The sequence below is a fragment of the Pseudoalteromonas sp. 2CM36K genome (assembly GCF_023161865.1).
GTDB classification, from domain to species: Bacteria; Pseudomonadota; Gammaproteobacteria; order Enterobacterales; family Alteromonadaceae; genus Pseudoalteromonas; species Pseudoalteromonas tetraodonis.
Window position 1 is genome coordinate 1 of record NZ_JALNTK010000038.1, and the last position, 15677, is coordinate 15677.

10 protein-coding genes are annotated in these 15677 nt (G+C 41.2%); 5 read left to right on the top strand and 5 right to left on the bottom strand.

All coding sequences use genetic code 11. The annotated features are described in order from the left end of the window. Positions 1-348: 348 nt before the first annotated feature. Positions 349-1446: a Fic family protein gene (locus MTN97_RS17400; RefSeq protein WP_248474991.1), complete on the bottom strand. Its 1098-nt coding sequence runs from the start codon at positions 1444-1446 to the stop codon at positions 349-351. Between the two features lie 342 nt (positions 1447-1788). Here MTN97_RS17400 and MTN97_RS17405 point away from each other — a divergent pair, with 342 nt between their 5' ends. Both MTN97_RS17405 and MTN97_RS17410 read left to right on the top strand, forming a co-directional pair. Further along, positions 1789-2787, top strand: a complete 999-nt coding sequence (locus tag MTN97_RS17405; protein WP_248474992.1) for a nuclease-related domain-containing protein — start codon at positions 1789-1791, stop codon at positions 2785-2787. Between the two features lie 315 nt (positions 2788-3102). Continuing rightward, positions 3103-6255 carry a DUF3427 domain-containing protein gene (locus tag MTN97_RS17410; RefSeq protein ID WP_248474993.1) on the top strand — a complete coding sequence of 1051 codons (3153 nt, stop codon included), beginning with the start codon at positions 3103-3105 and terminating at the stop codon, positions 6253-6255. A gap of 719 nt (positions 6256-6974) precedes the next feature. On the opposite strand, the gene MTN97_RS17415 is transcribed toward MTN97_RS17410, so the two are convergent. Both MTN97_RS17415 and MTN97_RS17420 read right to left on the bottom strand, forming a co-directional pair. Further along, positions 6975-9926 (bottom strand): DEAD/DEAH box helicase family protein, encoded by a 2952-nt coding sequence (locus tag MTN97_RS17415; protein WP_248474994.1) that lies wholly within the window; start codon positions 9924-9926, stop codon positions 6975-6977. Then, positions 9919-10524 carry a class I SAM-dependent methyltransferase gene (locus MTN97_RS17420; protein WP_248474995.1) on the bottom strand — a complete coding sequence of 202 codons (606 nt, stop codon included), beginning with the start codon at positions 10522-10524 and terminating at the stop codon, positions 9919-9921. Before MTN97_RS17420 ends, MTN97_RS17415 begins: the two co-directional genes overlap by 8 nt. A gap of 682 nt (positions 10525-11206) precedes the next feature. On the opposite strand from MTN97_RS17420, the gene MTN97_RS18060 reads away from it, so the two are divergent. After that, a complete protein-coding gene (locus MTN97_RS18060) occupies positions 11207-11650 on the top strand; it encodes a transporter substrate-binding domain-containing protein (protein WP_312842968.1) in 444 nt (147 codons plus the stop codon). Positions 11651-11706: 56 nt separating this feature from the next. Further along, positions 11707-11937, top strand: coding sequence for a transporter substrate-binding domain-containing protein (locus MTN97_RS18065; protein ID WP_250654133.1), 231 nt, complete (start codon positions 11707-11709; stop codon positions 11935-11937). Positions 11938-12098: 161 nt separating this feature from the next. Here MTN97_RS18065 and hepT read toward each other — a convergent pair whose 3' ends face one another. Then, positions 12099-12518 (bottom strand): type VII toxin-antitoxin system HepT family RNase toxin, encoded by a 420-nt coding sequence (gene hepT / locus MTN97_RS17430; protein WP_036983632.1) that lies wholly within the window; start codon positions 12516-12518, stop codon positions 12099-12101. After that, a complete protein-coding gene (mntA, locus tag MTN97_RS17435; protein WP_036983630.1) occupies positions 12511-12900 on the bottom strand; it encodes a type VII toxin-antitoxin system MntA family adenylyltransferase antitoxin in 390 nt (129 codons plus the stop codon). The genes hepT and mntA overlap by 8 nt, the downstream gene beginning before the upstream one ends. Positions 12901-13862: 962 nt before the next feature. Here mntA and MTN97_RS17440 point away from each other — a divergent pair. Beyond that, positions 13863-15464: an ABC-F family ATPase gene (locus MTN97_RS17440; RefSeq protein WP_081762926.1), complete on the top strand. Its 1602-nt coding sequence runs from the start codon at positions 13863-13865 to the stop codon at positions 15462-15464. The last annotated feature ends 213 nt before the right edge of the window (positions 15465-15677 follow it).

Consider the following 15677-nt stretch of genomic DNA (forward strand, 5'->3'; position numbering starts at 1 on the left):
CAGGGCTGATATCAGGCTGTTTGTAAAGCTCGCTACTCGTCGCTCGAAGCCCGTTGTCTTCTCTGTGTTCAAATAGGGTTTAGTAAATTATTCACAAAGAAGGCAAAGAGACGCTGCGCTAAAAGAGTAGACTCTAGGTTCAGGGCTGATATCAGGCTGTTTGTAAAGCTCGCTACTCACTGCTCGAAGCCCACGGCCTTTATCAACGTAGGCGTTAAGCTTGCTGACGCGAAAATTACCGCTTTTAAATTAGGTTACTTTTACGTCATTAATTGCCTCACCTTAGTGTCATCGTGTTTGAAATAGTAGGGCTTTGAATTATAGATAAAAGCTTTAAGCTTTTTAAAATCATTTGGCTATTTTATAACGAGTACTGCGACCACCCGCTGCGGTTTTCTTTATATAATCCAGTGTTTGTAAATCTGATAAATGACGCGTTGCCGTCGCACGACTTACCTTAGCCACTTTTTGATACTGACTCGCACTGATGCCCTGCTCAAATTGGCCATCAAGTAATTTATTTAGCACTTTTACTTGCTGTTCATTTAGTCTAGTTTGATCTTTTTTAAACCAATAATTAGTTTTAGCGACAGTTTGCTCAATATTCTTCAGGGTAGATTCAACGGCTTTATTGAGCGTATTTAAAAACCAGGTAATCCACTGTGTAATGCACAAATCACCACGCTGTGTTGCCTCTAAGACCTCGTAATAGCCTTTTCTATCTTCTAAAATTGCCACCGACATCGCATAGAACCGTATCGACTCTTTATGCTCTTGAGCAAGCGCTAAATCTGTAATAAGACGCGTAATACGCCCGTTACCATCTTCAAATGGATGTAAGGTTACAAACCACAAATGAGCGATTGCAGCACGAATAAAAGGGTCTTCGTGTCGATCGTTATAACCTGCATTAAACCAATTAAAAAAAACAGCGAGTTCGTTTTCGATAACATCTTTTGGTGGAGCAGTAAAATGTAATACGGGTCTATCTAATCGCCCTGATACAATTTGCATTGGCTCGTTGCCACGTAATTGACCGTCCGCTATTTGAGTAAATAATCCTTGTTCACCTGTAAACAATAAACGATGCCAATTCAACACACGTTCTAAATCAAGCGGTGTATCGGTGTTATTAATTGCATCCAACATGATCTCTGCAAGATTATCGCTTTGCACTGTGGTTGGATAAGGCTGCTCATCAATGTGGAGTTTTTTAGCTAGTGACGAACGTACCGAAAACGCATTGAGTTTTTCACCTTCAATTGCGCTTGAATGAATAATATTAGCCAATAAAGTATCAAGTGCTTGCTGTTTTTGCTGCGTACTTTGCCCATCCATGCGACCAATCAGCACACCTTGGTTAAAACAAAGCTTTCTCAACAACGGCGCAAGCTGTTTTTCATCCCACGTAAAGTTCGGCCAATCTTGTTGTTGCCATATCCACATAAGCGTGTGCCCTTAAGTTAATTAGCTTTAGTCTATATGACTTATTCGCCTCACACAATGAGGCGAATAATGAGCTTAATTGCCTCATTGTGTTAATTGGTAAGTTGAAATCGTAGAAACCAGTTTTAGCTGTGATTATTTTAAACGCCAATTTCGGTTTCGAGCAGCAAGCGACGAGCAACGAACACAACCTAGCGCCTTTTATCACCGTAGGCGTTAAGCTTGCTGATGCGAAAAGCTACGCTTTTAAATAAAAATAGGGCGAGTAAAAATCCTTAAACAGTATTTTTATTAGGTACTTCAGTGATATGCTTTAAACATATATGACAGAAAGGATGTCGCATGATTTTAAAAGATAAAGCTCTATCAACTACAACTTCCTCTAAGATCAAAGCGGGTCAAAAACAAGAGCTAGACGTAGCATTTTACTTACGTCGCGCATTTAAAGACCACCGTCAAGTATTTGTGTTTAATGATGTAAAGTTTAAACACAACGGCGAAAGCGCACAGATAGACCACCTTATTGTTTATACCTACGGGTTTATTCTTATTGAATCAAAAAGTATTACCGGTGAAGTCGCTATAAACCAACATCAAGAGTGGAGTCGCAGCTACCGAGGACAATGGCAAGGAATGCCATCACCAATCAAACAAGTTGAGCTACAACTGGCATTACTAAAAAGTTTGATAATAAACAATGCTCCACACCTACTCCCTAAGATGTTTGGCAAAATACAACAAAACTTTGGTGGTCGTGAATGGCATGGCATTTGTGCAATATCGAGTAATGCCATAATTAATCGAGATAACACACCAAAAGCGCTTGAAGAGCGACTCGTTAAATCAGAGTTTATAGCGGATAAACTTTTAGACATAATGAAGCTACCGGAATCAATACCAAACGCCCTGCACTTTTTTTCGACCAATGTTCGTCCGTGGTTTAGTAAAGAAAGCTTAGCTAGGATCTGTCAGTTTCTTTTAGAGCAAAATATTGCCCCTTCCACACAGTTAAAACCTGATGCAATAGCATCAAGTCTCCACGAACCTAGCCCGATTTATCAAGATGAATCAACAGCTATTGCGCCAATAACTCAAAAGCAACCAAATATTGCCAATGAAATAAATTTACAGTGCAAGCAGTGCAACAATAAAACGACGCTTAAAGCTCGCTCAGGTCGCTACGGCTATTTTGTTACATGTGGGGAGTGCGATACCAATACGCCAATGAAAGCGCCTTGCCCGCAATGTACTAGCGCCAATACCAAAGTGAGTAAACGCAAAGAGTCTTATTCATTAGTGTGTGGTGATTGTGAAAATACAGCGTTTTTCAAATTTGACTAGTAAATGTCGCGTTGGCGACGGCAACCAAAGAGAAGTAACCGCCGACTTCTCTTTGGAATCTCACGGCGCCCCGAGGATCACACTGTTTCCTCAATTTAAATTAATGATATGTACGTAACCAGCGTAGATAGGCCATCCGTGGCCAAGCTACGCTTTTTAACAGCATCCATGCTGTAAATTACTCACCATTAATTCAATTTCGGGTGTGATCACGGAGAATTGTCTTGGCAGCGGTCTTTAATTGAATAATGAGTTAATGCTTGTTTACATTGATTTTTTTAGTAAACTGAATACTCGCAAACAGGGAGTGATTTAATGCAACAGATTGGTATTTACGAGCAGTTAATTACACAAGTAATTAAGCAAAACTTAAATCGTGACCAATTTTATGTGGGCGAACGCCAACTAGAATCGGCTGAGGCGGCTACGTGGCTTTCGCGCTTTTTAGGTAAACTGGTTGAACATGCCATTGATGCAATCCCTAATTCAAACGAGCGTTTGCAAGAGCAAATTAATCTCGCAAATAGCCTTGTGCTGTGGCTTAAAGATCATATTCGCGATGACGAACTGATCAACGAAAACCTTATCGACAGCCAAGGCCGAATACTCACTGCCCTGTTTAATACTCAAAACCCCATTGCGGCCAATCTTAAAGACTATTCCAGAGATATATTCCCAATCACAGGGCTTACCCAAAGCGAGTTATTTAGCGGTGCTAATGCAGGTATATCGCTCGAAACCGAGCTAAAACGCGAGATTAAATCGTCCGACACTATTTACTGGCTTGTCTCATTTATAAAATGGACGGGGCTGCGCATATTTAAAAATGAGCTTGAAGCATTTACCAAAAGTGGCAATAAACTCAAAGTAATTACCACCTCGTACATGGGTGCAACAGATGCTAAAGCGATTGAGTTTTTAGCAAGCTTGCCAAACACTGAGGTAAAGCTTAGTTACAACAACCAGCAAGAGCGCTTACACGCAAAGTCATACTTGTTTATGCGTAATACGGAGTTTCATACCGGTTATATTGGTTCGTCTAATTTATCGCATTCGGCGCTTACCAGCGGCCTTGAGTGGAACTTAAAAATTACCGCGCAAGAAATCCCGCACATCATAGCCAAAACCAAAAGTACCTTTGAAACCTATTGGCAGTCGCCAGATTTCGAGCTATTTACTGGCAAAACTGAATGTAAAGAAAAGCTCATAAATTCACTTAATGAGCAACGCGGTGTTGGCCAAGCAAGCAGTCAGTTTTATTTTGATATCACGCCAAAAACCCATCAACTCGCTATTTTAGAAAAACTAAGCGTTGAGCGTAGCGTTCATGATCGCTTTAAAAACTTAGTAGTTGCCGCAACCGGCACAGGTAAAACAATAATATCGGCATTTGACTTTAAAGCCATTTACGATAAAAACCCAAACGCACACTTTTTGTTTGTAGCCCACCGTGAAGAAATACTTAAACAAGCACAAAGCGCTTATCGTGGCGTGCTTAAAAATAACGACTTTGGGGAGCTGTGGGTAGGTAACTATAAGCCACAGCGCTATAACCAATTATTTGCGTCAATCCAAACATTAAACAGCCAAATTGAATCGCTCAACTTAACAAGTGATTACTACGACTATATTGTAATAGATGAAGTACATCACGTAAGCGCAGCTAGTTATCGCGCTATTTTAAACCACTTTACGCCCACAATATTACTTGGTTTAACTGCTACACCAGAGCGACAAGATGGCGCAAATATACTCGATGACTTTTGCGGTGTAATAGCCGCTGAAATTCGCTTGCCAGAGGCAATAAACCAGCGCCATTTATGCCCGTTTCAATACTTTGGACTAGATGACGATACCGACCTAAGTCAAATAACATGGCGAGGCGGCCGTTACGATATAACCGAATTGAGTAACCTTTATACAGGGGAGAACAGCCGCGCTAACAAAATTATATCCAGCCTTGCTGATATAGTGACTAATGTTCACGATATAAAAGCGTTGGCATTTTGCGTAAGCCAAAAGCACGCAGAGTTTATGGCCTCTAAATTCAACTTAGCAGGTATAAACGCCGATGTACTGACCAGTAAAAACACTAATGAGCGCGCGGCCAAACAGCAAGCACTGCGCCAGGGTGAAATACAAATACTTTGCGTGGTTGATATTTTTAACGAAGGGGTCGATATTCCAGAGGTCGATACTCTGTTATTTTTACGCCCAACCGAAAGCCTAACGCTGTTTTTACAGCAACTAGGTCGTGGTTTGCGTTTACCCGATAACAGCCAGAAACAGTGCTGCACCGTACTCGATTTTGTAGGGAATGCTCGCCCAGAATACGATTTTGCCAGTAAGTTCCGCGCGCTTATTGGTAAAAGCAACCAACCAATAAAAACCGAGATTGAAAATCACTTCCCGCATTTACCACTGGGTTGCCGCATAGAGCTACAAAAGCGCACACAACAAACAATACTAAAAAATATTCAGCAAGCCATAAACACTAAACGCCGTTTACAACAGCTGATAAATAGCTATTCGCAACATACCAATGACGCGCTAACGCTCAGTAACTTTTTACGCATAAACCCGCAAGTCACACTTGAAGATATATACAAACCAAAAGATAAAAAACTCGGTGGCTGGCACTGGCTAAAAGGCGATGAAATACCCGCAGAGCAAGCCGACATTTACGCCGCGTATTACCGCGCAATCAACACCCAATTACTCGGCTGCGACTCGCTCAGCTACTTATGCTTTTTACGTGATTTATGTAATAACGACTTTAGTTTTACGCCAACGCCACAAAACCAACAGTACGCGCTTATGGCGCATTACAACTTTTGGGATACTACTGGCTCAAGTTTAGGCTTTAAAACGCTTGAACAAAGCTTACAAGCCCTCAAACACCAAGAGCTACAGCAGGAACTTGTGCAAGTGATTACACTATTGATAAACCGCATTCACCAGCAAGAAAGCGATTTAACGTGCCTACCTAATCACGCAATAAAATTACACAGCCGCTACACGCGCCAACAAATACTCGCCGCGTTTGGAGCGCACTCGTTTGATAAAAAATCGACCGCTCGCGAAGGCGTTTTAGAATTTAAAAACCAAAACCTAGAGCTGCTATTTGTAACACTCAACAAGTGCGAAGAAACCTACTCGCCCACCACGCTGTATCACGATTACGCAATTAGCCCTACTCTGTTCCATTGGCAAACGCAAAACAGCGCCCGTCCAGAACACGGCCGCGGCCTTAGTTATATTGAGCACCAACAAACAGGCAAAACCATCCTCCTATTTGTACGCGAACAAGGTAAAGACGAAAACGGCCGAACTATGGGCTTTGTAAACTACGGCGAGGTTAAATACCAGAGCCACAACGGTAGCCAGCCGATGAATATAACGTGGGAATTAACCAACCCCATGCCAAGTGAAATGTGGCATGGGGCTGGGAAATTAGCGGTTGGGTGATGAGTTAAATTAGAGGATTGTAAATGAGTGTTCTTTTTAAGGCACCACAATTATTGCATCTACAGGTGCATTCGCTTTCTTTTACTTATCTCGTAGAGATGATAAAAGAAATGCAAAAAAGCATTATTCCTACGACTAGAAGTCCGTCACGCGATTAAGTTGAAAACACTACCCATAGATAAAATATAAATTGTGGATTAAAAGCTCTATACCAAGTGAAGTTTGTATAGAGTAGAAAACTGCCAATTAGATAGTTTCTAAGTTAAGAACCCTTTGAGTCTACAAGCAAGACTATCTAAATGCGCGATGTAAACTCCCACCTACATTCATAATCACCAATCTACCAACACACTCCAATTCCCCGTGATCACACCCAAAAGTTATAAATTGATGAGTAATCACTTGCATGGATGCAAGTTAAGCCGTGACTTCGCCATGGATGGCGAATACACGGCGGTTACGTTCACATCAATTTTTAACTTGAGGACACAGTGTGATCCTCGGGTGCGCCGTGGGATTCCAAAGGGCGGTCGGCGGCAGCCGCCCTTTGGTTGCCATCGCCAACGCGATAAAACCTCGTATAGAGGTTATTAGATCCCTAAAGCTCTCACGCAAAATAGCTATTCAAAAAGCTTCGCTTTTAACGCCAGCAAGCTGCGCGTCTACAAAACGCGAGCAAGCTCATCGCCTACAGGCAATAGCGCGATATAAAATCGCGACTACGAAACCACTTGTTTAAATCGCGCGAACGTTCGCATGCTTTCATCAGCAATCATTACCTCGTAATCTGGGTTTTGAGCAATTAGCTCATATTGTCCGTTTGGTAATTTATTAACCTTACGCAGTAAATACTGCCCTTCCCCGCTTATATCATCCCGCTCTATTGCGACTATTTGGCCACGTAGCGATCCGGCTCTATCGGAAGTTATAAGCTCAAGTAGCAGTAAATCACCATCAAGTATTGGGTGCTTACCGCCATTCATAGAATTACCCGACGCATGCGCTAAAAAGTGTACTTGTGGATCGAGCTTGCCCGCGCCAAGTGGTGCGTCCATCAATTCCATATCGCTTTCATCCCCTGTTTTAAAATGCCCACAAGCTATTTTAATGTTGGGGAAGTACGGCAGCTTTAATACGTTATCTTGCTCTTTTGCTGTATCGGCACGATCTTTAAACTTTAGCTGAGTCACATTGTCAGCTTGTTGAGCGGTATTTTGTTCAGTTGTTGCTACGTTTACTTTTAGCCGTTGGCTGTATTTAGCTAAGCTGTATTCTACCAGCTCTAACACTGCGTTGTTTAGTAATTCGAGTTTATCTGCGGGTACGTCAAACGTGGCTTTCACGGTGTCGTTTTCTAGCGTAAACCACTGCGTGCCATCTTTATTTTTATTGGTGTAAGCTTTGATAGGATTTTTACGCCAGTAGCTTTGCCATGTTTGTGAATCAGCGGCAGCTTGCTGCTCTTTGGCTGATAAATCGTGTTGTTTTAAATTTGGATGGCGTGCTAATACTTTCGCACTCATGGCTGCAAGCTCTGCAACTGTTGGGGGAATGGTAAAACCATTTAATGCAACATAAGCTTCAAGCAAAATAGCTTTAAAGCATTTGGTCATACTGGTTGTTTGTATACCCTTATGTAAAAAGTCATAGAACGGCGCTAGTTGCTCAGCGCCTTGTTGTGCCTCATCATCAATGTTTTGTGTTTTAGCAATTAGCTCAAACCAACTAGTGTAATTGCTGTTTACCTTTTTTATATCCCCATAGTGGTAGTAAAACTCACTTAAGGTGGGTAAATGCCCAAGCTGCTCAGCAAGTTGAGTTATATCTTCAATCGCGGTGGTGCGCTGCGCCTTAGCTAGCTGTTGCCAGAAGTCGGTGACTTTTAAATCAATATTTATAAAACAGCCATCAGCTAGATTTGGCTTTTTAAGCTTTTTCACTACACCACTTGGCGTAGTTTCATGGAGTAACGCATAAGGCTTATTTAAAAAGCTATGGTGGTTACCAATAAAGTCGAGCACCACTAAATGCGTTTTACCTTCTAGCGTACGCAAACCACGCCCTAATTGCTGTAAAAACAGGATTTTAGAATCACTTGGGCGCAGCATTAAAATAGTATCAATGCTTGGTAAGTCAGTGCCTTCGTTAAACAGATCAACGGTAAATAGTACTTCAACTTGGCATTGTTCTAATTGGTTAAGCGCCTCATTACGGCGTACTTTTGATTGGCTGTGTACTGATAGTGCTTTTACACCCGCTTTATTAAACGCATCAGCCATGTAATCGGCATGTTTGGTGGAAATACAAAAGCCTAATGTGCGCTGCTGCTTGTATTGCTGCCACTGCAAAAGTGCGTGGTCTGCCCGTTTTTGTGTCGCAAATTTGTTTTCTAGTGCTGCAGGATCAAATCGACCATTGCGCCATGGAATGGCCTGGTAGTTTACGTTTTCGTCCCAAATACCATAGTAATGAAACGGCACTAACGTTTTTTGATCAATTCCTTGCGTTAAGTTTCTCTCAAATACTAAATTGTTGTCGCACAATCCTAAAATATCGGCTTGGTCGGTTCGTTCTGGCGTGGCGGTTAAACCGAGTAAAAACTGTGGTTCAAAATAGTTTAATAGCTGACGATAAACACGTGCGCTGGCATGATGAAACTCATCAACAATGATGTAGTCGAACGCCGTTGGTGCAAATTGCTTTAAATGATTACTTCGGCCAATGGTTTGAATAGAGGCAAATAAACAGTCGGCGTTTTTGTCGCGGTGTTTACCGTTATAAAATCCCGTTGAAAGCGGCAGTAGTTCAGCGAAAGTACGCTGTGCTTGTACAAGTATTTCTTCACGATGCGCGACAAATAATACCCGTTTAGCTTTGAATTGTTTAACATCAAACGCGCTTAACCATGTTTTACCCATGCCTGTTGCTAACACTACTAAGCCACGTTTAAAGCCCTCAGCGCGAGTTTGCGCTAGAGCATTGAGCGCTTCAATTTGAGCTGGCCTTGGTGTTTTAGCTTCGCTTTGTTCAATAATTTGTTCCGCTGTATCGGCATGATTTACCGCTACAAACTGCTGTGTTTTGCGCCTAGCAATGTAGTTATTAATCCATTCATGGCTTAAATGGGTAACAAATTCGTGGTTGAAAATATGATTAAAAGCATTCCGAATACTTAAAAATTGCTGCGCTGCTTGGCTTGTTTTTGGCTGCAGGTAATCGTGTCTAAAATTCCACTCATGACCTTTGGTAAGGGCGCTGGCGCTAATGTTACTTGAGCCGATAAAGGCACAACCAGAGGTAATTTCGCTGGTGTCATTTGTTTTGACAAAAATATACGACTTCATGTGAAAGCTTTGATTGCTGTGTGTTTGGTAAATACGCACATCAGCACCACGATCCACTAATACCATTAGCTCTCTGAGCGCATTAGGATGAGTAATATCAAGGTAATCGGAGGTTAACAGCTTTAGTGTTGCGCCACTTTGTAAAGCTTCATTGAGTGGGTCAAATAATAAAGCCAAGCCACTGGGTTGGATAAATGACACTGTGATTTCAATCTCTGTGGCATTATTTATTGCATGTACAAGATTAGGTAATAGCGGGTCATCGGCACCCGTAATAAGCTGCTGCTTATTACTTTGCAATTGGTGCTGTTCGTTAAAGCTATTCATTTATTAATTCGCTGCGCGTTAATAATGCATTAAGCCACACTTCACTTTCGCGCTCTGGTCGTTGGTCAACCGTTTGCCATTGTTTTAGTATTTTAAGCTCGGTGTGGTGGGTAATTAATGCGGTTAGGCCCTCTTCATTTAAATCGGTAAATTCGCGACCATTGTGCACGCGTTCTTGCGTGCCGTATTTAAACGACACATACAAAACACCGTTTGGTTTTAGGGCATTTTGCAGCTTTAAAAACACCTGCGGTAACTCTACTTTTGGAACGTGTAATAAGCTGGCGCAACACCAAATGCCATCGTACTTATTGGTACAATTAAGCTGCTGAAAGGTTTTAACCTCTACGGCTTGTTGTAAGTAATTACTGGCTAACTTTGCAAGCTCGGGACTTGCGTCAAATGCGCTAACAGTAAAATCTTGCTGTTTAAAATACATGGCATCGCGGGCGCTACCGCAGCCTGCATCTAATATATGGCCGTGTTTAGGGATAAGCGGTAAAAACTCAGCGTAAAGCGCCGACATATCAACGTTCAGCGTTGAGTCACTGAAGCTTTGTGCGTTTTGATTGTAGTAATTGAGTGTTTTAGTAGGCACTAAATTCACCGCTCCTTGGTTTATTTATTAATCTGGTATTCATTTATAACTAATCTACAGTATCAACATTTAAAAATATAGAGCTACGGCAATATATACGCCCTAAGCAGTATGTTTTTATTATAAAAAAGCACAGTTTAATGTTATAAAATCATGTTATTTACACTTTTACCTAATAGCTCTATGCTCTTGAAAGTATTTAGGTTATAAAAATAAGGTCCATAAAGCGCTTTTCATTGCTCAATAGAAAAAAACTACAACTTTGATTGAGTAATTGATGAGTAATTATTGGTATGACTGGCTTTTGTAGCTGAGTATCTACACCATATGGGGTGTGCTGACGGATTCCCTAAATTCATAAATGAATTAGTTTATTTGCAGCTTATTCGCTTTTTGGTTGCCATCGCCAATGCGATAATCAAACTCTTACCTTAGCCCACACTAAAAAAATGGCTGTTATTTACCCTACAGTCTAACGGCTTGATAAACGCTTATTCAAGCCTATAAGCTTACCAGCGTTTAAAAGTTAGTGTCGGCTCTTAAGCCCCCGTATTTGTTTTTACTGAGCTACCAACAACCTAGTCATTTATTGCTGCACTGCGCGCTCTTAATTTATTACAAGCGGGATAAATCTGCCAGCTAGTGTATATACTTAGCTGTAGTCATTTTTTAGAGTAATAAAATGCTTAAAGTCGCTTCTGTTGTATTACTGCTTAGCAGCTGTGACGTATTTGCTTGCTTTAAAACGCTTAAAGTAGGCACAAATGAAAACAACTGGCCACCTTATTTAATTAAGCAGGGTAATACCTTTGTAGGCGCAGAGGTGGATACGGTTAACGCTGTTTTTAAAAATTCGCCTTTTTGTATTGAGTGGGTTTATTTTCCGAGCTTATCGCGGGTTCAGCAAGAGCTAAAAACTGGCCATATTGATATTACCTTTGCGGCAAGTTATACAAAAGCGCGCGCCGAGTACTCCTATTTTACTGATGTTTATCGCGATGAAATTATGCTGCTTTATAAGCATAAAAACGCTAAAAATGTGGTTGATTTGGTCACTCTTTTTGAAAATGGCGCCACGGTTGCGATTAACCGTGGCAGCTTTTTTGGCGCTGAGTTTGAAAAATAAGAAAACACTACCCCAACCAGATAGTACTTACTAGCGAAGCGTATACCCGCTTTGGCATGCTTAACAAAAAGCGCGTTGATTACGTGATTGACGACTCTGTTGTTGCAAAATATTTTGCTAAACGCTACAACACAATTTTACCGGTAAAAACAGCGCCAGCTATTAATGTTAATGGCGTACATTTTATGATGAGTAAAAAAACGATAACGCTTGACGAAGTCGCGGTAATTAATCGCCTGATTAAAAATAACAAGGCTGCAATTAAACGCATTTATAGCCTCGATTAAATTGCGGCTTACCCTTACTGTTTATTTATAAGCCAACATTCAAACGTTAAGTCCTTTCGCGCGAGCAAGCTCTAAGCTTACAAGTTTCACAAAGAGAATAAGCAATAGAAAACCTCATACCCACCGCTCGTGAACTTTTACTCTTCCACCTTTAATCTAAATTAGCTTGCTAATTCGGCCATCGCTTTTTGGCTAAACAAGTGCATAGTTACATAATGTTGGTTTTTAATAATCGTCTTCACAATTTCCTGATCTATATTCAAATAATCATGCACAAGCGCATTTCGTAAACCGATTATTTTACGCCATGAAAGCAACTCATTATCAGTTAAAGCACCGAGTTGAGTTAGTTCGCTAAATGTTTGGTAGGCGTTACTGCTTGTCGTATTTTTATACTTTTTAAGCCAATGTTTAGATAAGCTAATACATACTTCTGTCATTAACTGTAGCAAACGCTCTGCGGCACGATAGTCTCTATTATTAAGTTGATCTACTTGGCTTAATTCGTCGAGCTCTTGCATATATTCATCAATATGTCGTGTTACTTCTCTTATATAAAGCGCTATTCCTGTATCAGTCATGGTTACTCGCTATCATCTCAAATTCAAACTGGCTATAAATACGCTGCTGCTCTCTCATCGCTCTAAGGCTATTTTTACCTAAAATTGCCTCCCCGTATTCCACGATATTGAATGCAAGGTAACTGGGGATTAAGTTTATATCAACGATTGAAATAAGCTGTTCGTTTAAACTAAGTTCATTACTGATTTCTAATTCGAGCTCTTTTGGCCTTAGTCGTTTATCAAAAGAGCTAAGGTCAAAATTTTTAAAAGCGATCGCCAGATCAATATCACTATGAGGTTGCGCTGTACCTTTGGCGTGAGAGCCATACAGCCACACCACTTCAATGTCGCTATTTTTCTGCAAGTAATTAACTATTTGTTGAAAAACATTATTGCTCAAAACAAAAAACCATTAGTAAAAACTATGATAATCATAACTTATCTATTTTATACTGAACACTAAAACCGATAATGCATGCTTATTTGTGGAAGTTGATTTTAAATGATGTATTCACTAAAGAAGCGCTAGATAAAAGACGCTAGGTTGTTTACGCAGACCAGTTACCCAAAGCCCCTGCTTTTTTCATCTCGTTTACCATCATTTATTTCTCTTTGTGCAATTTGCTCTCAAGTGAACTTTCTACAAAGAGAGCGAAGAGGCGCTGCGCTGAAAGAGGAAATAAAAAAGCCAAATATTATTCTGTAGCAGCGATTTTATATCGCGTCAGATTTAGGTCATTAAGCATAGAGACGCGGGGTAAACCCGCTGCTACGTGGTGATAATTCTTGGTAGCAGCGATTTTATATCGCGTCAGATTTAGGTCATTAAACATAGAGACGCGGGGTAAACCCGCTGCTACCAGTTTATGTTTTACTTTATTTATTCACCACAGAGGAAAAAGAGGCGCTGCGCTGAATGAGAAAGCCAAAGGCGCTAGGCTGTGTTCGCTACTCGTCGCTCGAAGCCCGCCGCTCGTAACCTTTCATTTCAACCTTTCACTTTCATTTACTTTTTCTCAGCCAAAACAAGCTGCATTTAGTGGGCATTATTATATCGGGCAGTAAGCCTAATCTTAAAAAGTAACCCTGAATGAAGTCATAATCTGGCTGCTTTACACTTAACTTACTAAGTTTTATAACTTCACTGCGAATTTTTGTAGGCGACATAACTCACTCTTTTTTGATATTTTTACCACAATAAAGTCGCACTTAAAAACAATCACGTATGTTAGCGTTTAAATAGGCTAGCCTTTAGTATACTTGGCCTGTATAATTTGCCGCCTTATTTACACCTATTGCCTGGTCTATTTTCGCACTTGCTGCGCCCATAACCCTGTCAGTATTTTTCTAGGACACCTTTTTTTGATCTCCACCGCAAATATTACGATGCAGTTTGGCGCAGAGCCGTTGTTTGAAAACATTTCAGCTAAATTTGGCAACGGTAACCGTTATGGTTTAATTGGCGCTAACGGCTGTGGTAAGTCGACCTTTATGAAAATTTTAAGCGGGGCATTGGCACCTACCTCGGGTAATGTGTCGATTACGCCGGGGCTTAAAGTGGGTAACCTAAGCCAAGACCAATTTGCATTTGAGCAATACAGCGTGGTTGATGCGGTAATTATGGGCGACGTTGAGCTTTGGAAAGTAAAGCAAGAGCGCGACCGTATTTACTCTTTGCCTGAAATGAGCGAAGAAGACGGCATGAAAGTGGCCGAGCTTGAAAGTGTTTTTGCTGAAATGGACGGTTACACAGCAGAAAGCCGCGCAGAAGAAATTCTGCTTGATGCGGGTATCGATAAAGAGTTTCATTATGGCTTAATGGCAAACGTAGCCCCAGGTTGGAAATTACGTGTGCTGTTAGCACAGGCGTTATTTGCAAACCCTGATATTTTGCTACTTGATGAGCCTACCAATAACTTAGACATTCATACTATTACGTGGCTTGCGAATGAGCTTAACCAACGTAAATGTACCATGATCATTATTTCCCATGACCGTCACTTTTTAAACTCGGTATGTACCCACATGGCCGATATTGATTACGGTGAGCTGCGTATTTACCCAGGTAACTACGAAAAATACCTTGAAGCTTCAGGCTTACAACGCGAGCAATTACTTGCCGAAAACGCTAAAAAGAGCGCTGAAATAGACGAGCTTCAAGACTTTGTTAACCGTTTTGGGGCTAACGCGTCTAAGGCAAAACAAGCCAGTTCGCGTGCTAAAAAAATGGAAAAAATTAAGCTTGATGACGTTAAAGCATCGAGTCGTATGAGCCCATCACTGAGCTTTGATGAGGGCAAAAAAATGTATCGCCAAGCGCTTGAGCTAACCAAGCTTGGCCATGGATTTGATGGCGAAACGTTATTTACCGGTGGCGATTTACTACTCGAAGCCGGTGCTAAATTGGCGGTTATCGGCGAAAACGGCGTGGGTAAAACCACCTTTTTACGCTGTTTAGTTAACGAGCTTAAAAGCAATGAGGGCGAAGTTAAGTGGTCAGAAAACGCCACGTTTGGTTATTGCCCACAAGACAGCACCAAAGATTTTGATAACGATTTAACCTTATTTGATTGGATGTCGCAATGGCGTACTGCTAAGCACAACGATTTAATGGTACGTGGTATGTTAGGCCGCTTATTGTTTACCGCAGACGATGCAAATAAAAAAGCCCGTAACTGTTCAGGTGGTGAAAAAAACCGTTTGTTATTTGGTAAATTAATGATGCAAGACGTTAACGTACTGATAATGGATGAACCAACTAACCACATGGATATGGAAGCCATTGAAGCGCTAAACAATGCGCTAAAAGACTTCAAAGGCACGCTTATTTTTGTAAGTCACGACCGTGAGTTTGTATCGTCACTGGCAACCCGTATTGTTGATATTAAAGACAAGCAGGTAATTGACTTTCAAGGCACGTTTGATGAATACCTTGCGAGCATAGAAGAGAAAAAAGTAGCTTAAGTGCTAGGTTAAAGGTTAAAGGTTAAAGGTTAAAGGTTAAAGGTTAAAGGTTGAAGGTTGAAGGTTAAAGGTTGAAGAAATAGCCTAAACCATTTAAAAGCGGTGCTTGTTTAAGCGCCGTTTTTTTGTGTCTGTATTTCGGGGTTCGGGGTTCGGGGTTCGGGGTTCGGGGTTCGGGGTTCGGGGTTCGGGGTTCGGGGTTCGGGGTTCGGG